Genomic DNA, 20,665 nt, shown 5'->3' on the forward strand with positions numbered 1-20,665 from the left:
GGCCCACTTGAGGGACATCAGGCCGAAGAGGCGGACAGCGGCGATCGGTTCCGCCGGACTGCTCGTCGCGGCGACGCTCATAGCCGGCGCGGTGGCCGCGCCCACCGCCAGCGCCAGCGCCGAACAGGCCCGCCACGGTCAGGGCCACGAGTCATGGGGCGTCACGGTCGCCGCGGCCCGCGCCGCCCAGGCCGGCGTGGACTGGAAGGACTGCCCCGCCGACTGGGGACTGGAGAAGCCGATCCAGTGCGGCTGGGTCACCGTGCCGCTCGACTACGCCAAGCCCTACGGCAAGCAGATCAAGCTCGCCGTCGACCGCATCGACAACACCGGCACCGACGACGAGCGTCTCGGCGCCCTCGTCTACAACCCGGGCGGCCCGGGCGGCTCCGGCCTGCGTTTCCCGCGCCGGGTCACCACCAACAACGCCGTCTGGGCGAAGGTGGCCAAGGCGTACGACTTCGTGGGCTTCGACCCGCGCGGCGTCGGCAAGTCTGCGCCCATCTCCTGCGTCGACCCGCAGGAGTTCGTCAAGGCGCCGAAGCCGGACCCGGTGCCCGACTCGGAGGCCGACAAGCGCGCCCAGCGCAAGCTGGCCCGCGAGTACGCCGAGGGCTGCCACGAGCGCAGCGGCGCGATGCTGCCGCACATGACCACGCCGAACACCGCACGTGACCTGGACGTCGTCCGGGCCGCGCTCGGCGAGAAGCGGCTCAACTTCCTCGGCGTCTCGTACGGCACCTACCTCGGCGCGGTCTACGGCACCCTCTTCCCCCGTCACGTCGGCCGCATGGTCGTGGACAGCGTCGTCAACCCGTCGCGGGAGAAGATCTGGTACCAGGCCAACCTGGACCAGGACGTCGCCTTCGAGACGCGCTGGAAGGACTGGCAGGGCTGGGTCGCCAGGAACGACGCCACCTTCCACCTGGGCGACACCCGCGCCGAGGTCCAGGAGAAGTGGCTCCAGTTGCGCGCCACCGCGAAGAAGAACCCCCTCGGCGGCGTGGTCGGTCCGGCCGAGCTGATCTCCTTCTTCCAGAGCGCCCCGTACTACGACTCCTCGTGGGTGCCGGTCGCCACCGTCTTCAGCAAGTACGTCGCCGGTGACACCCAGGCCCTCGTCGACGCGGCCGCCCCGGACCTGTCCGACACCGTGGGCAACGCCGACGCGGAGAACGGCAACGCCGTGTACACCGCCGTCGAGTGCGCGGACGCCAAGTGGCCCACGAGCTGGCGCCAGTGGGACCGCGACAACACCCGGCTGCACCGCGACCACCCGTTCATGACCTGGGCCAACGCCTGGATGAACCTGCCGTGCGCCACCTGGCCGGTCAAGCAGAGCACCCCGCTGGACGTGCGGACGGGCAAGGGCCTGCCCCCGGTCCTGATCGTGCAGTCGGAGCGCGACGCGGCCACCCCGTACGAGGGCGCCCTCGAACTGCACCGGCGTTTCAAGGGTTCCCGTCTCATCACCGAGAAGGACGCCGGCTCGCACGGCGTCACCAGCCTGGTCAACTCCTGCGTCAACGACCGGGTGGACGCCTACCTGCTCACCGGCGAGCTGGACACCAAGGACGTGACGTGCGCCCCGCACGCCACGCCCAAGCCGTAGGCATCGGCGGTCATACGGTGCCGGGGGCGGCCGGCGGACCAGTCGGCTGCCCCTCGCGGAACCAGGCGTCCTCGGCGGCGTAGTCGAAGAGGTCGCCGTACGCCTGGAACATCTTCGGGTACGCCTCGCGCCAGCCCCGCCCGGTCAGTTGGCGCTCGATCCACTCGACCGCCTCCGGAAGCGTCTCGGCGTACCGCACCACCGGTCGGTAGCCCAGCTCCCGTCGTGCCGCCGACATGTCGCACACCACCGGCACCGGAACCGACCACGGGGTGTCGCCCACCGACGAGGCCGGCGGGGGACCGTCGAGGAGGACGGTCTCCGTCTCGACACCCATCACGGCGTCGATCGCCGTCGCGATCTCCAGGACCGGCGGCGCCTCGTCGTCACAGGCGTTGAGGGCCCGCGAGCCGGGGCGGGCCGCGGCGAGCCGGATCAGCTCCGCCAGGGTGTGCACACTCACCGGGTGGAAACGGCTTCGGCCGCCGTACGCGAGGACACGACGGGCGCGCCCGTCCAGGTTTCGCTTGACGAAGTACAGCTCGCGGGGCGTGCGGCAGTGCGGGCCGTGGACCGCGCCGGCCCGCAGCAGCGTGGTGGGCAACCGGTCGCCGGCCGCGAGCAGTTCCCGTTCCAGAGCCGCCTTGCGGGTGCTGTACGAGGACTCGCCGGGCGCCACCGTGCGCTGGCTCTCGGGCATCGGCACTGGGTACTCGGGGAAGCCGTCCGGTTCGGCCTGGGTGTCGAAGCCGCGGCCTTTGTCGTCCTCGTACACCGACACGCTGGAGATCACCACCGCCGATCCGATCCGCCCGGCCAGGCCCGTGAGCTGCCGGGCGTGTTCGGCCCCGTAGGCGACGACGTCGACGACGAGGTCGCAGTCGTCGCCGATCAGCGCGGCCAGCGCCGCGTCGTCGTCCCGGTCCAGCCGTTCCGCCCGCACCGGCTTGGGCCAGCTCTCGTCCCGTCCGCCGCCCCGGGAGGCGGCCGTCACCTCCCAGCCGTCCCGCGCGAGGGCCCGTACCGCCGGGCGCCCGATCTGGCCTGTCGCTCCGATCACCACAGCACGTCTCATGAGGCGACCGTAGGCCGCGACGACCGGGTGGGCCAGGGAGTTCGGCTCAGAGCAGAGGGGGGTCAGCGCAGCGGCGTGCGCCGGAACCTGCGCTCCCGCTGCTCCGCCTTCTGCGAGGCCTCCGCCTTGACGACGGCCGCGTACTGGTCGACGTACTCCTGCTCGGACAGCATCAGGATGGCGTACATGATCTCGTCGGTGATGGCGCGCAGGACGGCCTTCTCGTTCTCCATGCCCGCGTAGCGGGAGAAGTCGAGGGGCTTGCCGAAGCGGATGACGACGGGGTGGAGACGAGGGACGACCTTGCCCGGCGGCTGGGCCTCGAAAGTGCCGATCATCGCGCAGGGGATCACCGGGACCCCGGCCCTGAGAGCCATCACCGCGACCCCGACCTTGCCCTTGTAGAGGCGGCCGTCGTGCGAGCGGGTGCCCTCCGGGTAGATGCCGAGCAGTTCGTCCTTGCTCAGCACCCCGAGGCCCTCACGGATCGCGGCCTGACCGGCGTCCTTACCGGAGCGGTCGACCGGGATCTGCCCGGCGCTGCGGAAGAACGCCGCCGTCAGCCGGCCCTTGACGCCGGGGCCGGTGAAGTACTCCGCCTTCGCCAGGAAGGTGATGCGGCGCTTGAGGATCGCCGGCATCAGGAAGTGGTCGGAGAACGACAGATGGTTGCCCGCGACGATCGCCGGACCCGATGCCGGCACATGCTCCAGACCCTCGATCCGGGGCCGGAAGACCAGTCGGAGCAACGGCCCGAGAAGGACGTATTTGAGCAGGTAGTAGAACAACGGGTGGCTCCTCACTCCGTAGGTTCGGCGCCCCGCAGCGTTCTCGCAGGTCAACCAGCACGTCGTGAGGTGTCAGTGTAGGCGCGGGCGGGAGGGTGGGAAACCGGTACGGCGCCGTGGGAGTGCGCCGTACCGGTGGCTCTTCAATCGGTTGCGCCGAGCGACCAGCGCGGGCTGCTGCCGGTGAGGCGGCAGGTGAGGAAATACAGCGGTATCGGAGGCGTGTACGGCGAGCCGTCCATGGGGGAGTGGAGCAGGCGCGGGTGGCTCGCGCCCGGCCTCGGGCGGGTGGCCGTCCAGGACGGGTCGCCCATCCGGGCACCGATCGCGTACGTGGTGCTCGGCGGCCAGGTGATCCCGATGTGCGATCCGGACGGGACGATCCACCACCAGTGACGGTCGTCGGCGAAGACACAGCCGACGCGGGGGAGCGCCTCCAGGATGGTCTCGCCGTGTTCCGGTGACGTGCCCACGGCGTCGTGGCCGAGGGTCGTGGGCAGCTGTGGCGGGATCGGCAGGCGGAGATGATCGCGCCGGTCGGGCGTGGGGTGGGGGGGCGCCGCGGAACGGCACGGGTGCGGGTCACGGCTGTGCGGTCGGAACATGGGGGACGGATCCTTCGGCCGAGTGGGGGATGGGCCGGGCGGGGGGTGTGGGAGAGGGCGGGGCGGGAACGGAAGGGGTCGTCGTCAGGTCGGCCCAGACGACGCGTCCCGTGCGGTTCGGGGCGGGTCGGACTCCCCAGTCGTCGCAGACCGCCTCCACCAGGAGGAGCCCGCGGCCGTTCTGGTCGTCGGAGCAGGCCTGCCGGGACGCCGGGAGGGTGGACCCGAGGTTCTGGTCCTCGACCTCCACGCGGAGCCGGCGCCCGGTGAGGTGCAGCCGGCACACGATCCGCTCGCTGCCCGAGTGCGTCACCGCGTTGGTGACCAGCTCGGAGGTGACGAGGACAGCGTTGTCAACGTCGTCGGCGTGGGTGTGCCACGACGTCAGGGTCTGGCGCACGGCCCCTCGGGCCACACCGGCCGACTCCGGGGTCGCCGGGAGGACGAAGGTGTGGGCCCGGTGGGCGGGCTGGTCCCCGGAGGCGAGCCGGTCGGGGCCTTTCGGCCCGGGGAGTCGACCGGTGAACTCGCCTCCGGGTGGCTGCGGGGAGCGCGTCGCCTTCGACGGCGCCCGGAGCGTGTGCTCCGAGCCGTGCGGCGGACCGAGGGGATCGGTGCCGGCCAGGCGGAGGGCCTGTCGTGCGGTGGGCGCGCGGTCGGGGAGTTCATGCCCGGGCAGGTGGTCCAGCGGGTGGGGGAGGGAGGGCGGAGCCATCGCCGTACGCCTTTCGTCTGCCATGTGCGTCATCGCCGTACAGCTGTCGGGTCGGCCGGCTGCGCGTGGTGGGGACGGGGTGCAGAAAACGCGCCGCGGGACAGCGAGTTGTGGCCCGGTCTCCCCCAACTCGACCGTTCCGTCGCACTGTTCGCGAAGCCGTGGACAGTGAGCCCACTGTGGCACTCGCCGACAACTGCTCGCAAGCCGCAAGTTGAAAATTGCAATTGGCCAGGTGCATGCTGCTCTCGCCAGGAAATGATCGAATGGCACTCCGAATGTGACCGCGTGAGACGGTGGCCCGGGAGCCGACGGCGTGAGGGGGTAGGGCGTGACCGCGGAAACCGACTGGGGCGGCGCTCCTTCCGTGCTGCGCATGATCCTCGGCAGACAGCTGGAGGAGCTGCGGACCCGGGCCGGACTGACCTACGAGCAGGCGGGCGCCGCCATCGGTGTCAGCCACTCCACGATCCGCCGGATGGAGGCCGCCAAGGTGGCGCGGCTCCGGCTACCGGACGCCGAGAAGTTGCTCCAGGTCTACGGTGTGACGGACCAGCAGGAGATCGACACCTTCCTGAAGTCGGTGCGTGAGGCCAACAAGCGCGGCTGGTGGCACACCTACCGTGACGTGCTGCCGGACTGGTTCGCGGCGTATCTGAGCCTGGAACAGGCGGCGCTGCAGATCCGTGCCTACGAGAACCAGTTCGTGCACGGCCTGCTGCAGACGGAGAGCTACGCCCGCGCCCTGCTCGGCGCCGGTAATCCGCACGCCCCGGCCGAGGCGACCGAACGCCGGGTCGCACTGCGGATGCGCCGCCAGGAGCTGCTGAGCCGCCAGGCGCCGCCGCGGCTGTGGGTCGTGATGGACGAGACCGTGCTGCGCTGGCCGGTCGGCGGCGCGGACGTGATGCGCGCACAGATCGACCACCTGATCGAGGTGAACCGGCTGCCGCACGTGACCCTGCAGATCATGCGGTTCGCGAACGGGCCCCACCCCGCGATGCGGGCGGGCGCCTTCCACCTCTTCCGGTTCCGGGCGCGCGAACTGCCCGACATCGTCTATCTCAACGGCCTGGTGGGCGCGGTCTACCTGGACAGGAGCGACGACGTCGTGGTGTACCGCGAGGCCCTGGACCGGCTGGGCGCCCAGGCGGCGCCCGCCGGCAAGACCGAGGTCCAACTCGGCGCGATACGCAAGGAGCTCTGACGTGCACCACCCCACACGCCCCGTACACAACGGCATGCCCGCCCCCGAACTGGGCGCCCAGGGCTGGTCCAAGCCGTGGAGCGACGACGCCGGAGGCGCCTGCGTGGAGGTGCTGAGGCTCGCCGACGGGCGGGTCGCCGTCCGCCAGTCGACCGACCCCGAGGGACCCGCGCTGGTCTTCACGCCCCTGGAAGTGACGACCTTCCTGACGGGTGTGAAGTCGGGTGAGGCCGACTTCCTTCTCTGATCGTCCTGCTGTTCGACCAGGCTCTCTTAACCTGTTCTCCGGGCTCTTCACCCCGTTGCTGTAGCTGAGCGTTCCCCGCACCCCCCGACCCGAATGGGAGACACGGCGTTGCCTGACAACGGATGGCCGGCCGACCGTATCGACACCGAGAACGCGCACTCCGCGCGGATCTACGACTACATCCTGGGCGGCAAGGACTACTACCCCGCTGACAAGGAGGCGGGCGACGCCATGTCACGGGAGTGGCCCGCCCTGCCCATCCACATGCGGGCCAACCGCGACTGGATGAACCGCGCCGTGCGCTGGCTCGCCGAGGAGGCGGGCGTACGCCAGTTCCTCGACGTCGGCACCGGCATACCCACCTCCCCGAACCTGCACGAGATAGCCCAGGCGGTGGCGCCCGAGTCGCGCGTCGTCTACGTGGACAACGACCCCATCGTCCTCACCCTCTCCCAGGGACTGCTGGCCAGCTCCCCCGAGGGGCGGACCGCGTACATCGAGGCCGACTTCCGCGAGCCGGGCAGCATCGTCGGCGCCGCCGAGCTGCGCGACACCCTCGATCTCACGCAGCCGGTGGCCCTCACCGTGATCGCGATCGTCCACTTCATCCTGGACGAGGACGACGCGGTCGGCATCGTCCGCCGCCTGCTGGAGCCGCTGCCCTCGGGCAGCTACCTGGCGATGTCCATCGGCACGGCAGAGTTCGCGCCGGACGAGGTGGGCCGCGTCGCCCGCGAGTACGCCGCCCGCAACATGCCGATGCGGCTGCGCACGATCGACGAGGCCCACGAGTTCTTCGACGGCCTGGAACTCGCCGAGCCCGGCATCGTCCAGGTCCACAAGTGGCGCCCGGACGGCGAGGGCGAGGAGGGCATCCGGGACGAGGACATCGCCATGTACGGGGCGGTGGCGCGAAAGCCGTAGGTCATGCCCCGTGCGGGGCCGGGAACGACGTGCGTCCCGGCCCCGCCGACGGTCAGAGCCGCACGACGATCAGCACGGTGTCGTCGGTGGCACCCTCGGGAGGCAGCAGCTCGTGCAGGACGGCGTCCGCCAGGCCCTCGGGATCGGCGTCCCGGTGCCGAGCGAGGGACTCGGCGAGGCGGGCCACCCCCTTGTCGATGTCCTCATACCGCCGTTCCACCAGTCCGTCGGTGTACAGGGCGAGCGTGGAGCCGGGCGTGAAGCCGGTGCCGGCCTGCGGGCGGGGCCGCGGGTCGGGGTGGGCGTCGAGCGGAGGATCGGTGGCCCGGTCCAGGAACTCGACGCGGCCGTCGGGGTGCACCAGCACCGGCGGCAGGTGGCCGGCGCTGCTGTAGGTGATGGTCTGCATGTCGCAGTCGATGAACGTCGTCACCGCCGTGGCCGACTCGGCGCCGTCGACGACATGCGCGAACAGCCCCAGCACGTCGAGTGCCTGGGCCGGGCCCGCCGCCACCCGTGAAGCCGCGGTCAGCGCGCTGCGCAGCTGGCCCATGACGCCCGCGGCGGCCAGACCGTGGCCGACCACGTCGCCGACCGAGACCGCGATGCGGTTGCCGCCCACCAGGTCGACCACGTCGTACCAGTCCCCGCACACGTGCAGCGCGCCCACCGCAGGCCGGTAGCGCACGGCCGCCCCGTGGTGCCCCAGCTGCCGACGGGCGGGCAGCATCGCCTTCTGGAGCGCCAGTGCCACCTCACGCTCCCAGTCGTGTGCAACGCGCAGCCGCTCGTTGAGCTCCTGCAGGTCGCGGGCGCGGGTGTACAGCTCGGCCTCCAGCACCCGGGCCCTGCTCCCGCCGGGGCCGCCGCGGGCCTCGATCAGCTCGGTGACCTCCTCGACCCGGTGCACCAGCAGCACGACCGTCCCGTCCTGGCCCAGGACCGGCGCGTTGACGGGGCTCCAGTACCGCGCTTCCCACTGCCCGGACCGGCCGGGACTCTCCACGTCGTACCGCTGCAGGGCCATGGTGTCCCGTTCGCCGGTGGCCAGCACCCGGCGCAGCGAGGCCTCCAGGTTGCGCATGCCCGTCGCGGCGGGGTCGTCGGGGTTGTCGGGGAAGACGTCGAACAGATAGCGGCCGACGACGTCCTCGCGGCGGCGCCCGGACATCCGCAGGAACTCCTCGTTGGCGTCCGCGTACACCAGGTCGGGCGTGAGCAGGGCGACCATGCCGGGCAGTGCCTGGAAGACCGCCCCGTAGTCGGTTGCCGCGTCCTTCATGGCTGCCGCCTCACCACGGAGTCTCACCCATTTTCCACGGCGCGGCGGTAAACGGCCTTTCGCGTCAGTCCGCAAGGCCGGTCAGCGGCTGCTCCGCCCAGATGACCTTGCCGTCGGGGACGAACCGGGTGCCCCATCGCTGGGTGAGCTGTGAGACCAGCAGCAGCCCGCGCCCGCCCTCGTCCGTGGTGCGCGGGTGGCGCAGATGCGGTGCGGTGGCGCCGCTGTCGAACACCTCGCAGACCAGCGTGGCCGCCTTGATCAGCCGCAACCGGATCGGGCCGACGGCATGCCGGATGACGTTGGTGACCAGCTCGCTCACCACCAGCTCGGTGGTGAAGGCCAGCTCGTCCAGACCCCACGCGGACAGCTGTCGGCAGGCCGCCTTGCGGGCGTCGGCGACCACGACCGGGTCGACGGGCAGCTCCCAGGTCGCCACCTGCTCCGAGCTGAGCAGCCTGGTGCGTGCCAGCAGCAGGGCCACGTCGTCGTGCGGGCGCGCGGGCACCAACGCGTCGATCACGGCCCGGCAGCGCCGTTCCAGCGAGGGGGCGGACCGCTCCAGCGCGCCGCGCAGCCGGTCCCGGCCCACGTCGGTCGCCCACGCCTCGCCGTCGCTGGCCAGCAGCCCGTCGGTGTGCAGCACGAGCGTGCTGCCCTCGGCCAGCGTCACCTCCACCGACTCGAACGGCGGCCCGCCGACGCCGAGGGCAGGACCCTGCGGCAGCTCCATGAACACCACCTTGCCGTCGGCCCCCACGACCGCCGGCGCGGGATGCCCGGCGGCGGCCATGGTGCACCGGCCGCCGACCGGGTCGTAGACGACGTACAGGCAGCCGGATCCGACCGACTCGGAGCCGCCGTGACCCTCGTCCCGCGGTGCGCCGTCGCCGCTCTCCACCTCGCCCGCGTCCGGTACGACACCCTCCTCCGGCGCTCCCATCGCCACCAGGTCGTCGAGATGGCCGAGCACCTCCTCCGGCGACAGGTCCAGCGCCGCGAGGGTGCGTACGGCGGTCCGCAGCCGCCCCATGGCCGCCGCGGCCTGGATGCCGTGCCCGGCCACCTCGCCCACGACGAGGGCGACCCGTGCCCCCGACAGGGGGATCAGGTCGTACCAGTCCCCGCCGAGGCCCGTCAGCTCGTCGGCGGGCCGGTAGCAGGCCGTCACCTCGACGGCCTCCTGCTGGGGCAGCCGGTGCGGCAGCAGGCTGCGCTGGAGCACCAGGGCCGCGTCCCGCTCGCGGGTGTAGCGCCGGGCGTTGTCGACGCAGACGGCCGCCCGGGAGACGAGGTCCTCGGCCAGACTCAGGTCGCCCTCGTCGAAGGGCTCGTGCCTGCGGCGCCGGAAGAACGTGGTGACGCCGAGGGTGACGCCCCGCGCGCGGATCGGCACGATCATCGCGCTGTGCAGGCCCAGCTCCAGGAAGATGGAGCGCCGCGTGCTGGGCGCGTCCGTGGCCCACTCCTCGGCGAGCGGGTCGAGCCGTGCCCCCAGCCAGGGCATGCCCGTCGTCAGGGAGCGGATCGGCGGCGACCCGGCCAGATACGTCGCCACCTCCCCGATGCCCACGGCGGCCTCGGTGACGCTCCGGTCGAGCGAGCGCTGGCCGGCGCGGCGCAGCGGCACCCGCTCCGTGTCGCGCGGCGGGCCGGGCTCCGGTTCCCCGCCGTGCAGCACCGACTCCAGCAGGTCGACGGTCACGAAGTCGGCGAGGTCCGGGACCGCCACGTCGGCCAGCTCCTGCGCGGTCAGCGTGATGTCCAGGGTGCGTCCGATGCGCTCGCCGGCCCGGTCGAGCAGGGCCAGGCGCTGGCGGTCGCGGTGCCGGTCGGTGATGTCGAGGACGGTGTAGTACACGCCCATGGGGTGGCCGTGGCCGTCGTCGAGCCGGGTGAACGACATCATGTGCGCGGTCTCGCGGAACGGGGCGGCCCGTACGTGGCCGACGAGCTCGTAGCCGGCGACCGACTCACCGGTCGCCAGGACGTGCCGCATCTGCGCCTCGATCGCCTCGGTGTCCAGGCCCGGCTGGATGTCCGCCAGCCGCAGGCCCAGCCGCCGGCTCGGCGGGCCACCGCCGAACTGGGCGAGGGCGATGTTCGACCAGACGTAGCGCAGGTCGGTGTCGACGATCGCTATGCCGACGGGGGAGCGGGCCACCATCTGTTCCAGCATGTCGCGGCTCATGTCCCAGCCGGGGGCCTCGGCCAGCTCCGACATCAGCACCAGCCACCGGGACGGGCCCTGTGTCTCCAGCGCCGGAGTGACCCGGACCATCACGCGGACCGGCGAACCGTCCTCACGCCGGGCGGTCAGCAGGCCCGTCCAGCCGCCGTCCCTGCGGCACCGCTCGACCAGCCCCGGCACGCGCGACGCGTCCTGGGCGGCCAGCAGTTCGGCGACACCGCGACCCACGGCCTCACCGGGCGTGTACCCGAGCAGGCGCTGGGCGTCCCTGGTCCAGCTCGTCACGACGCCCTGGGCGTCGAGCAGCACGGGAGCGGCGTCCGCCACGTCGAACGGCCGACGCTCGACGTCGCGCTCCTCGAATGTGCCCACTGGTTGACCTCTCTGTCGCTGAGAGTGGTCTACCACCTCTTGTCCCCATCTTCACCCCTGCGAGGGCGGGGCTGCCGCGTGGGACGCCGCCCGTCCAGGGAGCGGACGAGCGGGTCGTGAGCGGGTGCGCTGGTGGGAGCGGTGCGGGCGGCCCGGCAGGAGCGGAACGGGCGGCGCGGCCGGGAGTGCCCAGGTGCCCTCCCCACGGCGCCGCCCTGCTGCTCAGGCCTGCCCCAGCACCGTGCCCAGCGTGCCCAGCGCGGACCGCAGCTCCTCGCCGGTGATGGTCAGCGGCGGGGCGAGCCGGATCGTGGAGCCGTGCGTGTCCTTCACCAGGACGCCCTCGCGCATCAGGCGTTCGCTGATCTCGCGTCCGGTGCCGATCGCCGGGTCGATGTCGACGCCCGCCCACAGCCCCCGTGCCCGGAAGCCGACGACGCCCTTGCCGACCAGCTCTTCCAGGCCGCCTCGCAGCACCGCGCCCAGCTCCGTGGCCCGGCGCTGGAACTCGCCGGTCTCCAGCAGCTCGACGACCGCCGTGCCGACCGCGGCGGCCAGCGGGTTGCCGCCGAACGTCGACCCGTGCTCACCCGGTCGCAGCACGCCGAGCACGTCGCGGCGCGCCACCACCGCCGACACCGGCACGATGCCCCCGCCCAAGGCCTTGCCGAGCAGCAGCATGTCGGGGACGACGCCCTCGTGCTCGACGGCGAGCGTGCGGCCCGTACGGCCGAGGCCCGACTGGATCTCGTCCGCGATGAACAGGCATCCCTTGCGCCGTGTCAGTTCCCGTACGCCCGCCAGATAGCCGTCGTCCGGGATGACGACGCCGGCCTCGCCCTGGATCGGCTCGATCAGCACCGCTGCCGTCGTCTCGTCGACCGCCGCCTCCAGCGCGGTGAGGTCGTTGTACGGCACGATCCGGAAACCCGGCGTGAACGGACCGAATCCGGCCCGTGCCGTCTCGTCCGTGGAGAAGCTCACGATCGTCGTCGTACGGCCGTGGAAGTTCTCCGCCGCGACCACGATCGTCGCCCGGTCGGCGGGGACGCCCTTGACGTCGTACGCCCACTTGCGCGCCACCTTGATGCCGCTCTCGACGGCCTCGGCGCCCGTGTTCATGGGCAGCATCATGTCCAGGCCGGTCAGGGCGGCCAGCCGCTCGGCGAACTCCGCGAGGCGGTCGTTGTGGAAGGCCCGCGAGGTGAGCGTGAGGCGGTCGAGCTGGCGGTGGGCCGCCTCGATCAGGGCGGGGTGGCGGTGGCCGAAGTTGAGGGCCGAGTAGCCGGCCAGCATGTCGAGGTAGCGGCGGCCCTCGACGTCCTCCACCCAGGTGCCCTCGGCACCGGCCACGACCACGGGCAGCGGGTGGTAGTTGTGCGCGAGCACCGGCTCCTCGGCGCGGATCAGCTCGGCGGAGTCGCGGGTACGGGCGGGTGCGGTCATGAACGGATCTCCCGGATTTCCTGGGTGCAGCACTTGATGCCCCCGCCGGCCTTGTGGAACTCCGACAGGTCCACCGGGACGGGCACGTAGCCGCGTTCGGCGAGCTGCGCGGCGAGGCCCTCGGCGCGGGGTGAGATGAAGACGTTCCGTCCGTCGGAGACGGAGTTGAGCCCGAACGTCATCGCGTCCTCGCGGGTGCCGAGCACCGCGTCCGGGTACAGCCGCGCGAGCACCTCACGGCTGCCGGGCGAGAAGGCCTCCGGGTAGTACGCGATGTTCTCCTCGTCGAGCACGAACAGCGCCGTGTCGAGGTGGTAGAGGTACGGGTCCACCAGGGTCAAGGAGATGACCGGCACACCGAGGAACTCCTGCACCTCGCGATGCGCCTCGCGGGTGGTGCGGAAACCGGTGCCGGCGAGTACGTACCGTCCCGTCGGGACGAGGTCACCTTCGCCCTCGCACACGTTCTCCGGACGGTAGACGTCGAAGCCCGCGCCCTTGAACCAGGTGTCGTAGTGGGTGGCCTCGGGGCGCCGCTCGGGCGCGTGGAAGAGGGAGCCGAAGACGCGGCCGTCGACGACGACCGCCGAGTTGGCGGCGAAGACCATGTCCGGCAGGCCGGGCACCGGCGGCACGGTGTCGACCGTGTGGCCGTGGTCCTCGTAGACGCGGATCAGCGTCCGCCACTGCTCCTGGGCCAGACCGACGTCGACCTGCACGTCGGGATGCATCCAGGGGTTGATCGCGTACTGCACGGCGAAGTGTCTGGGTTCGCAGACGAGGAAGCGCCGCCGGCGCGGCACACGGGTTTCGGGCACAGAGGGGTCCCTCCGCTTCCTGCGGTGTCGACTGGGGTGAGTCCACGGTAGAAACGGCGAAGACGCCCGACAAGCAACAAAAGCTGCGTGTTCACGCAGGATCGCTGCGCAGTTTCCCCTCTCAACGCACGTCTGGTGCGCGGGGCGGGGCCGGCTGGCTGGCGCCCGCCTCCGGACTCTCCGGAATGAGGTGCGACAGCACCATCACGCTGATCGTCTTGCGGATGAACGGCTCCGTACGGATCCGCTCCAGCACCTCCTCGAAGTGCTCCACGTCCCGTGCCCGCACGTGCAGCAGCGCGTCCGCGCCACCGGTCACCGTCATCGCCGCCGCGATCTCGGGATAGCCGCGCACCACCTCCGCCAGCCGCCGGGGCGGAGCCGCGCCCTCGCAGTACACCTCGACGTAGGCCTCGGTGCGCCAGCCCAGGGCCGACGGCTCCACCGTCGCCGTGAACCCGGTGATCACGCCGGTCTCCCGCAGCCGGTCCACCCGGCGCTTGACCGCGGTCGAGGACAGTCCGATCGCCGCGCCGATCTCGGCGAAGCTCGTCCGGGAGTTCGCCATCAGCGCGGTGATGATCTTCCGGTCCAGTTCGTCGAAGGGCGTCGGCCTGCTGTTCATGCGGGCACTGTATCCAGCGGAAACGTCCGCGTCCGGCACGTGTGCAGGCGTACGAAATGCTCCTAGACTCCACGTTCATGCTGCGCGCCCTCGCTGTCGACGACGAACGCCCCTCCCTCGAGGAGCTCGTGTACCTGCTGAACGCGGACCCGAGGATCGGCAGCGCGGAGGGCGCCGGCGACGCGACCGAGGCGCTGCGCCGGATCACCCGCGCCCTGGAGTCCGGCCCGACCGGACCCGAGGCCATCGACGTGGTCTTCCTCGACATCAACATGCCGGGCCTCGACGGTCTCGACCTGGCCCGTCTGCTCACCGGCTTCGCCCGGCCCCCGCTGGTCGTCTTCGTCACCGCGCACGAGGACTTCGCCGTCCAGGCCTTCGACCTCAAGGCGGTCGACTACGTCCTCAAGCCGGTCCGCAAGGAACGCCTAGCCGAAGCCGTACGCCGGGCCGCCGAGCAGCGCGGCACCGCCCCGCGCATCCCCGTGCACGAGCCCGACCCCGACCAGATACCCGTCGAACTCGGCGGCGTGACGCGCTTCGTCGCCGTCGAGGACATCACCCACGTCGAGGCCCAGGGCGACTACGCCCGGCTGCACACCGGCAAGGGCAGCCACCTGGTCCGCATCCCGCTGTCGACCCTGGAGGACCGCTGGCGCTCCCGCGGCTTCGTGCGCATCCACCGCCGGCATCTGGTCGCCCTGCGCCACATCGGCGAACTCCGGCTGGACGCGGGCACGGTGAGTGTCGTGGTCGGCGCCGAGGAACTCCAGGTCAGCCGCCGCCACGCGCGTGAGCTGCGGGACCTGCTCATGAGGAGGGCGTGACGGTGCCCCAGGAGCCCGCCGAACGCCGTGTCGTCGTCACCGGCCCACGCCGTGGCGCCCGCCGTGCCTCGGGCTACTACCGCCCGCAGACCGAGATCGACGAGCAGACCACCCTCGGTCACACCTACGTCCGCTCCCTGATGCGCACCCAACTGCGCGCCGCCCTCACGGTGTTCGCGGTCCTCGTCCTGCTCGTCGGCCCCCTGCCGCTGGTGTTCGCGACCGCCCCCGACGCCCGCCGCCTGGAGTGGCTGGTCCTCGGCTTCTGCCTGTACGCGCCCCTGGTCCTCCTGGCCCGCTGGTACGTCAGCCGCGCCGAGCGCAACGAACGCGACTTCGTCCGCCTGGTCGAGGACCGCTGACAGGACCACCGACAGGACACCAAGGACCGCAAAGAGGACCCAGGCTCATGTACTCCGGTTACGCCGTCCCCGCCGTCGCCCTGGTCGTCGTGGCGACCGTCCTCGTCGGCGCCTTCGGCCTGCGCATATCCCGGACCACCTCCGACTTCTACGTGGCCTCCCGCACCGTCGGTCCCCGCCTGAACGCCGCCGCGATCAGCGGCGAGTACCTCTCCGCGGCGTCCTTCCTCGGCATAGCGGGACTGGTCCTCGTCCAGGGCCCGGACATGCTCTGGTACCCCGTCGGCTACACCGCCGGCTACCTGGTGCTCCTCGTCTTCGTCGCCGCCCCCCTGCGCCGCTCCGGCGCCTACACGTTGCCCGACTTCGCCGAGGCCCGCCTCGCCTCCCCGGCCGTACGACGGCTCGCGGGCGCCTTCGTCGTCGGCGTCGGGTGGCTGTACCTGCTGCCCCAACTCCAGGGTGCCGGACTGACGTTGACCGTCCTGACCGAAGCGCCCGACTGGCTTGGCGGGATCATCGTCGCCGTCGTGGTCACCGCGATCGTCGCCGCGGGCGGCATGCGCAGCATCACGTTCGTGCAGGCCTTCCAGTACTGGCTCAAGCTCACCGCCCTGCTGGTCCCCGCCCTCTTCCTCGTCCTCGCCTGGCAGGGCGACGGCGCCCCCCGCGACGCCTTCGACGAACCGGCCGCCCTGCGCGAACAGCGCGTCGTCCGCGTCGACGACACCCTCGACCTGAAGCTCGACAGGCCGCTGGCGGTGACGGTGAGCGGCACGGTCGACGGGCGGGCGTACGAGGAGCGGCGGCTGGACCTCCCGGCCGGCACCCACCGCATCGCACAGGGCACCCGCCTCACCTTCGAAAAGGGCACCCCCGTCCCCACGGCCGACTCCGCGAGCGGCGGCGGCATCACACCGTCGCCCGCCGAGAGCCAGGAGGAACGCCCGCTGTACGCCACGTACGGACTGATCCTCGCCACCTTCCTCGGCACCATGGGGCTGCCGCACGTCGTCGTCCGCTTCTACACCAGCCCGCACGGGGTCGCCGCCCGCCGGACGACGGTCGCCGTGCTCGCCCTGATCGGCGGCTTCTACCTGCTGCCCCCGGTGTACGGCGCCCTCGGCCGCATCTACGCCCCTGAACTCACCCTCACCGGCGACGCGGACGCGGCGGTCCTGCTGCTGCCGGAGCGCATGATCGGGGGCGTCGGCGGCGATCTGCTCGGCGCGCTGGTGGCGGGCGGGGCCTTCGCGGCGTTCCTGTCCACGGCGTCGGGGCTGACCATGGCGGTGGCGGGGGTGCTGACGCAGGACGTCCTGCCCGCGCGGGGCGTGCGGCACTTCCGGCTCGGCACGGCCCTCGCGATGGCCGCGCCGCTCGCCGGGAGCGTGCTGGTCGGCGGGCTCCCGGTGGCGGACGCCGTGGGGCTGGCCTTCGCCGTGTCGGCGTCGTCCTTCTGCCCGCTGCTGGTGCTCGGCATCTGGTGGCGGCGACTGACTCCGCCGGGGGCCGCGGCCGGGATGCTGGTGGGCGGCGGTTCGGCCTTCCTGGCGGTGGCAGCGACCATGGCGGGCTTCCCGGGACCGGGGCCGCTGCACGCGTTGCTCGCCTGGCCCGCGTTGTGGTCGGTGCCGCTGGGCTTCCTCACGATGGTGCTGGTGTCGCTCGCGACCGCGAGCCGGGTCCCGGCGGGGACGGCGGCGATCCTCGCGCGGTTCCATCTCCCTGAGGAAGTCCGGGCAGAGGTGAAGGCATGATCGGCTGCTCGCAGGTTCTGGGGGTGTCCGGGAGAGGTGGCGGCATGGCCGGCTGCTCGCAGGCCCTGGGAGGGTCCGCGAGAGGGGACGGCATGGTCGGCTGCTCGCAGGCTCCGGGGTGTCCGAGGGAGGGGTCGGCATGAGCGGTTTCATCGCCGGGCTCTGTGTCGCCGTACTCCCGCTGCTCGCCGCGGGCTTCTGGCTGGGCCGGCGTACGGCCCGCCCCGAGAGCCTCGGCGGCCTCGGCACTCCCGTCGAGCACGCCACCTTCGAGACCCTGCACGCCGCTTCCCTCGCCGCGCCTCCGCTGCGGGCCGGCCTGACCGGGGAGACGGCCCGCAAGTCCGCCCGTCGGCTGCGTTCCCTGCTCGGCACGGACGCCCTGTGCCTCACCGACGACACACGGGTCCTCGCCTGGGACGGAGTGGGCGCCCACCACCGCGCCGAGATCATGGACCGCCTGACCGGCCCGCTGGAGACGGGCCGTGGCGAGGCCTTCCGGCTGACCTGCGACGCCCCGGACTGTCCCTTGCGCTGGGCGGTGGTCGCGCCGCTCACCGTCGACGACCGAGTGCACGGCGCCCTGGTGGCCTGCGCGCCCCGCGAGTCCGCCGTGCTGGTCCGGGCGGCCGGCGAGGTCGCCCGCTGGGTCTCCGTACAGCTCGAGCTCGCCGACCTGGACCAGTCCCGCACCCGGCTCATCGAGGCCGAGATCAAGGCCCTGCGCGCGCAGATCTCGCCGCACTTCATTTTCAACTCGCTCGCGGTCATCGCCTCGTTCGTGCGCACCGACCCCGAGCGCGCCCGTGAACTGCTGCTGGAGTTCGCCGACTTCACCCGCTACTCGTTCCGCCGGCACGGCGACTTCACCACGCTCGCCGACGAACTCCACGCCATCGACCACTACCTGGCGCTCGTCCGGGCACGCTTCGGCGACCGCCTCTCCGTCACGCTCCAGATCGCCCCGGAGGTACTGCCGGTGGCCCTGCCCTTCCTCTGCCTCCAGCCGCTCGTCGAGAACGCCGTCAAACACGGCCTCGAAGGCAAGGCCGACAAGTGCCACATCAGCATCACCGCCCAGGACACCGGCGCCGAGGCCCTCGTGGTGATCGAGGACGACGGCGCCGGCATGGACCCCGACCTGCTGCGCCGCATCCTCGCCGGGGAGGTCAGCCCGTCGGGCGGAATCGGGCTGTCCAACGTCGACGACCGGTTGCGGCAGGTCTACGGCGACGACTGCGGCCTCGTCATCGAGACCGCCGTCGGCGCGGGCATGAAGGTCACCGCCCGGCTGCCGAAGTACCAGCCGGGGGTGCACTCCGCGGGGCGGCTCACCCGCGAGTGAACCACCTCAGGTGCTGCGGGTGGCCACCATCCCCAGGGTGATCAGGCCCAGCACGACCCAGCCGAACCACAGCCAGCCGTTGCTGCCGAGCGCCACCGTGTAGGCGGTCACCACCACTAGTCCGCCGACGGTGAGCACCCCCATCGCCTTCGTAGAACCGTCCGTAGAACCGGGCATCGCAACACCCTCCTCATGGTTCGTCCCCTCCCATGGTGCCCCGGTTCTGCCTCCTGACGGCGCGCACGGCGAAATGAGGGCCGGAATTCCGGCACCGCCCACCCGTCCAGGAGCCGCCGGACGAGCGTCGGCCCCTGGTCCATTCGGGTGAACCCGAGGGTGCGTGCCACCCAGCACCGGACACGCGACCCCTAGCGGCTGCGCGCCTGCAGTGAGGCCAGATAGGCGTTGTAGGCCTCGAGCTCCTTGTCGCCGTCGCGGTCGGCGGCCCGGTCCTTGCGCCGGGCCTGGCGCTGCTCCGAGGCCTGCCATTGGAACAGCAGCGCGATCAGCACCAGCACGGACGGGATCTCACTGAACGCCCAGGCGATACCGCCGGCCGCGTTCTGGTCGGCGAGCGCGTCGATGCCCAGCGACGCGGGCGGGTCGGCGTAGGTGCCGACCATCGGAGTCGAGGCCATCATCAGCGCGATGCCGAAGAACGCGTGGAACGGCATGCCCGCGAACAGCTCCAGCATCCGCATCAGGTGGCCGGGCCGGTGCGGCCCCGGGTCCACGCCGATGATCGGCCAGAAGAACACCAGGCCGACGGCGAGGAAGTGCACCATCATCCCGATGTGCCCCGGCTTGGAGCCCATCAGGAAGTCGAAGACCGGGCTGAAGTACAGGGCGTAGAGGCTGGCGATGAACAGCGGGATCGTGAACGCCGGGTGCGTGATGATCCGCATGTACCGGCTGTGCAGCAGCGCCAGCAGCAGCTCGCGCGGCCCCTTGTGCCCCCGGGCGGCGGGCGGCAGCGCGCGCAGCGCGAGGGTGATCGGGGCGCCGAGCAGGATCAGGATCGGCGAGAGCATGCTGATCACCATGTGCTGCACCATGTGCACGCTGAACATGACCATGCCGTAGTCGTTCAGCTGGGTGCACATCATCAGCCCGATGGTCAGCACACCGGCGACGAAGGACACGGTCCGCCCGACCGGCCACCTGTCCCCGCGCCGCCGCAGCCGGACGACGCCCCACCCGTACAGCGCGAGCCCCAGCAGGCAGGCCACGAGGAAGAACGGCTCCGGCGACCACTGAAGCCCCCGCCCCAGCGTGAACGGCGGCAAGTCCATGGTCATGCCGTGCCCGCTGTGATCCATGCGACGGCTCCTGTTTCGTGCGGGTTGTGCTGTCTGTCCGCCCCAAGACTAGAACTGCCCCCGGCGATCCATGTCACCGGGGGCAACCGCATCCCACTGGGGAGGGGGGACGGCTACAGCACGCACTCCGCCTCGGCGTACCGGTCCGACGGCACCGTCTTCAGCGTCTCGACCGCCTCCGCCAACGGCACCATCACGATGTCCGTCCCGTTCAGCGCGGTCATCTTCCCGAACTCACCCCGGTGCGCGGCCTCCACCGCATGCCACCCGAACCGCGTGGCCAGCACCCGGTCGTACGCGGTCGGGGTACCGCCGCGCTGGACATGCCCGAGGATGACCGGCCGCGCTTCCTTCCCGAGCCGGTTCTCCAGCTCGACGGAGAGCTGCCGTGCGACCCCCGCGAACCTCTCGTGCCCGTAGACGTCCTTGCCGCCCTCGTCGAACGCCATGCTGCCGGGCCGCGGCTTCGCGCCCTCCGCCACGACGACGATCGCGAACCGCTTGCCCGCCTCGAACCGCTCGCCCACCTTCGCGGTCAGCTCGTCGATGTCGAAGGGCCGCTCCGGTACGACGATGGCGTGGGCGCCCGCCGCCATGCCGGAGTGCAGGGCGATCCACCCGGTGTGCCGGCCCATGACCTCCACGATCAGCACCCGCTGGTGGGACTCGGCGGTGGTCTTGAGCCGGTCCAACGCCTCGGTCGCGACGGTCACCGCGGTGTCGAAGCCGAAGGTCACGTCGGTCACGGCGATGTCGTTGTCGATGGTCTTCGGCACGCCCACGATGGGCAGCCCGTTGTCCGAGAGCAGCCGGGCCGCCTTCAGGGTGCCCTCACCGCCGATCGGGATGATCGCGTCGAGGCCGAGCTCCTGGACATGCCCCCTGGCCCGCTCCACACCGTCGCGCAGATGCTCGGGACGGACCCGGGAGGAGCCGAGGATCGTGCCGCCGCGGGCGAGGATGCCGCCCACCGCGTCCAGGTCGAGCTTGAGGTAGTCGCACTCCAGGAGGCCCTTCCAGCCGTCCCGGAACCCGATGACCTCGTCGCCGTGGTCGACGACGGCACGGTGTACGACGGACCGGATGACGGCGTTCAGACCGGGGCAGTCGCCGCCGGAGGTGAGGACACCAATGCGCATAGCCCG

At 71.9% G+C, this 20,665-nt stretch carries 20 protein-coding genes; 8 read left to right on the forward strand and 12 right to left on the reverse strand.

Going from position 1 to position 20,665, the window contains the following annotated elements; translation table 11 throughout:
* The first annotated feature begins 7 nt into the window (after positions 1-7).
* The gene (locus tag AB0O67_RS02720) at positions 8-1,612 is read left to right on the forward strand and encodes an alpha/beta hydrolase (RefSeq protein WP_365444944.1); all 1,605 of its coding nucleotides are present in this window, start codon (positions 8-10) and stop codon (positions 1,610-1,612) included.
* Positions 1,613-1,622: 10 nt separating this feature from the next.
* Here AB0O67_RS02720 and AB0O67_RS02725 read toward each other — a convergent pair whose 3' ends face one another.
* The 4 genes from AB0O67_RS02725 to AB0O67_RS02740 form a co-directional block, all read right to left on the reverse strand.
* Positions 1,623-2,675, reverse strand: a complete 1,053-nt coding sequence (locus AB0O67_RS02725; RefSeq protein WP_365445075.1) for an NAD(P)-dependent oxidoreductase — start codon at positions 2,673-2,675, stop codon at positions 1,623-1,625.
* 74 nt (positions 2,676-2,749) lie between these two features.
* Positions 2,750-3,475 carry a lysophospholipid acyltransferase family protein gene (locus tag AB0O67_RS02730; RefSeq protein WP_365444947.1) on the reverse strand — a complete coding sequence of 242 codons (726 nt, stop codon included), beginning with the start codon at positions 3,473-3,475 and terminating at the stop codon, positions 2,750-2,752.
* A gap of 143 nt (positions 3,476-3,618) precedes the next feature.
* Positions 3,619-4,080 (reverse strand): hypothetical protein, encoded by a 462-nt coding sequence (locus AB0O67_RS02735; protein ID WP_365444950.1) that lies wholly within the window; start codon positions 4,078-4,080, stop codon positions 3,619-3,621.
* Positions 4,058-4,819, reverse strand: a complete 762-nt coding sequence (locus tag AB0O67_RS02740) for an ATP-binding protein (RefSeq protein ID WP_365444953.1) — start codon at positions 4,817-4,819, stop codon at positions 4,058-4,060. Before AB0O67_RS02740 ends, AB0O67_RS02735 begins: the two co-directional genes overlap by 23 nt.
* A 307-nt stretch (positions 4,820-5,126) precedes the next feature.
* On the opposite strand from AB0O67_RS02740, the gene AB0O67_RS02745 reads away from it, so the two are divergent.
* The 3 genes from AB0O67_RS02745 to AB0O67_RS02755 all read left to right on the forward strand — a co-directional run bounded on the left by AB0O67_RS02745 (position 5,127) and on the right by AB0O67_RS02755 (position 7,173).
* On the forward strand, positions 5,127-6,002 hold the full coding sequence (locus tag AB0O67_RS02745; RefSeq protein WP_365444956.1) for a helix-turn-helix transcriptional regulator: 876 nt from the start codon (positions 5,127-5,129) through the stop codon (positions 6,000-6,002).
* A 34-nt stretch (positions 6,003-6,036) separates the two neighbouring features.
* Positions 6,037-6,249, forward strand: coding sequence for a DUF397 domain-containing protein (locus AB0O67_RS02750; protein WP_365445078.1), 213 nt, complete (start codon positions 6,037-6,039; stop codon positions 6,247-6,249).
* A gap of 108 nt (positions 6,250-6,357) precedes the next feature.
* Positions 6,358-7,173, forward strand: coding sequence for an SAM-dependent methyltransferase (locus tag AB0O67_RS02755; protein WP_365444959.1), 816 nt, complete (start codon positions 6,358-6,360; stop codon positions 7,171-7,173).
* Positions 7,174-7,225: 52 nt separating this feature from the next.
* Here the strand turns inward: AB0O67_RS02755 and AB0O67_RS02760 are convergent, their stop codons facing one another.
* From AB0O67_RS02760 to AB0O67_RS02780, 5 genes are all read right to left on the reverse strand, one after another.
* Entirely contained in the window at positions 7,226-8,455 is a 1,230-nt protein-coding gene (locus AB0O67_RS02760; protein WP_365444962.1) for a SpoIIE family protein phosphatase, read from the reverse strand.
* A 64-nt stretch (positions 8,456-8,519) separates the two neighbouring features.
* Entirely contained in the window at positions 8,520-11,018 is a 2,499-nt protein-coding gene (locus tag AB0O67_RS02765; protein ID WP_365444965.1) for a SpoIIE family protein phosphatase, read from the reverse strand.
* A 222-nt stretch (positions 11,019-11,240) separates the two neighbouring features.
* Entirely contained in the window at positions 11,241-12,464 is a 1,224-nt protein-coding gene (gene rocD, locus AB0O67_RS02770; protein WP_365444968.1) for an ornithine--oxo-acid transaminase, read from the reverse strand.
* Complete coding sequence (ddaH, locus tag AB0O67_RS02775; RefSeq protein ID WP_365444971.1) at positions 12,461-13,282, reverse strand: dimethylargininase; 822 nt, start codon at positions 13,280-13,282, stop codon at positions 12,461-12,463. Before ddaH ends, rocD begins: the two co-directional genes overlap by 4 nt.
* 121 nt (positions 13,283-13,403) lie before the next feature.
* Positions 13,404-13,907 carry an Lrp/AsnC family transcriptional regulator gene (locus tag AB0O67_RS02780; protein WP_365444974.1) on the reverse strand — a complete coding sequence of 168 codons (504 nt, stop codon included), beginning with the start codon at positions 13,905-13,907 and terminating at the stop codon, positions 13,404-13,406.
* A 77-nt stretch (positions 13,908-13,984) separates the two neighbouring features.
* On the opposite strand from AB0O67_RS02780, the gene AB0O67_RS02785 reads away from it, so the two are divergent.
* The 4 genes from AB0O67_RS02785 (at position 13,985) to AB0O67_RS02800 (ending at position 18,201) form a co-directional block, all read left to right on the forward strand.
* Complete coding sequence (locus AB0O67_RS02785; RefSeq protein WP_365445081.1) at positions 13,985-14,734, forward strand: LytTR family transcriptional regulator DNA-binding domain-containing protein; 750 nt, start codon at positions 13,985-13,987, stop codon at positions 14,732-14,734.
* Between the two features lie 2 nt (positions 14,735-14,736).
* Complete coding sequence (locus tag AB0O67_RS02790) at positions 14,737-15,096, forward strand: hypothetical protein (RefSeq protein WP_365445084.1); 360 nt, start codon at positions 14,737-14,739, stop codon at positions 15,094-15,096.
* A 47-nt stretch (positions 15,097-15,143) separates the two neighbouring features.
* Complete coding sequence (locus AB0O67_RS02795) at positions 15,144-16,856, forward strand: cation acetate symporter (protein ID WP_365444977.1); 1,713 nt, start codon at positions 15,144-15,146, stop codon at positions 16,854-16,856.
* 139 nt (positions 16,857-16,995) lie between these two features.
* Positions 16,996-18,201, forward strand: coding sequence for a histidine kinase (locus AB0O67_RS02800; protein WP_365444980.1), 1,206 nt, complete (start codon positions 16,996-16,998; stop codon positions 18,199-18,201).
* Between the two features lie 6 nt (positions 18,202-18,207).
* Here AB0O67_RS02800 and AB0O67_RS02805 read toward each other — a convergent pair whose 3' ends face one another.
* From AB0O67_RS02805 to AB0O67_RS02815, 3 genes are all read right to left on the reverse strand, one after another.
* Positions 18,208-18,378 (reverse strand): hypothetical protein, encoded by a 171-nt coding sequence (locus AB0O67_RS02805; protein ID WP_141310231.1) that lies wholly within the window; start codon positions 18,376-18,378, stop codon positions 18,208-18,210.
* Between the two features lie 191 nt (positions 18,379-18,569).
* On the reverse strand, positions 18,570-19,520 hold the full coding sequence (locus tag AB0O67_RS02810; protein ID WP_365444984.1) for a cytochrome c oxidase assembly protein: 951 nt from the start codon (positions 19,518-19,520) through the stop codon (positions 18,570-18,572).
* A gap of 113 nt (positions 19,521-19,633) precedes the next feature.
* Positions 19,634-20,659, reverse strand: coding sequence for a 6-phosphofructokinase (locus tag AB0O67_RS02815; protein ID WP_365444987.1), 1,026 nt, complete (start codon positions 20,657-20,659; stop codon positions 19,634-19,636).
* Positions 20,660-20,665: the final 6 nt, after the last annotated feature.

This window comes from Streptomyces sp. NPDC086077, from assembly GCF_040686175.1.
Lineage (GTDB): Bacteria > Actinomycetota > Actinomycetes > Streptomycetales > Streptomycetaceae > Streptomyces.

Bases quoted from the DNA above. Each gene is read 5' to 3' on its own strand.
- AB0O67_RS02735 (WP_365444950.1), bottom strand. From the start codon at position 4,080: ATGTTCCGACCGCACAGCCGTGACCCGCACCCGTGCCGTTCCGCGGCG.
- AB0O67_RS02740 (WP_365444953.1), bottom strand. From the start codon at position 4,819: ATGGCAGACGAAAGGCGTACGGCGATGGCTCCGCCCTCCCTCCCCCAC.
- AB0O67_RS02750 (WP_365445078.1), top strand. From the start codon at position 6,037: ATGCCCGCCCCCGAACTGGGCGCCCAGGGCTGGTCCAAGCCGTGGAGC.
- AB0O67_RS02760 (WP_365444962.1), bottom strand. From the start codon at position 8,455: ATGAAGGACGCGGCAACCGACTACGGGGCGGTCTTCCAGGCACTGCCC.
- rocD (WP_365444968.1), bottom strand. From the start codon at position 12,464: ATGACCGCACCCGCCCGTACCCGCGACTCCGCCGAGCTGATCCGCGCC.
- AB0O67_RS02780 (WP_365444974.1), bottom strand. From the start codon at position 13,907: ATGAACAGCAGGCCGACGCCCTTCGACGAACTGGACCGGAAGATCATC.
- AB0O67_RS02785 (WP_365445081.1), top strand. From the start codon at position 13,985: ATGCTGCGCGCCCTCGCTGTCGACGACGAACGCCCCTCCCTCGAGGAG.
- AB0O67_RS02795 (WP_365444977.1), top strand. From the start codon at position 15,144: ATGTACTCCGGTTACGCCGTCCCCGCCGTCGCCCTGGTCGTCGTGGCG.
- AB0O67_RS02800 (WP_365444980.1), top strand. From the start codon at position 16,996: ATGAGCGGTTTCATCGCCGGGCTCTGTGTCGCCGTACTCCCGCTGCTC.
- AB0O67_RS02805 (WP_141310231.1), bottom strand. From the start codon at position 18,378: ATGCCCGGTTCTACGGACGGTTCTACGAAGGCGATGGGGGTGCTCACC.
- AB0O67_RS02810 (WP_365444984.1), bottom strand. From the start codon at position 19,520: ATGGATCACAGCGGGCACGGCATGACCATGGACTTGCCGCCGTTCACG.
- AB0O67_RS02815 (WP_365444987.1), bottom strand. From the start codon at position 20,659: ATGCGCATTGGTGTCCTCACCTCCGGCGGCGACTGCCCCGGTCTGAAC.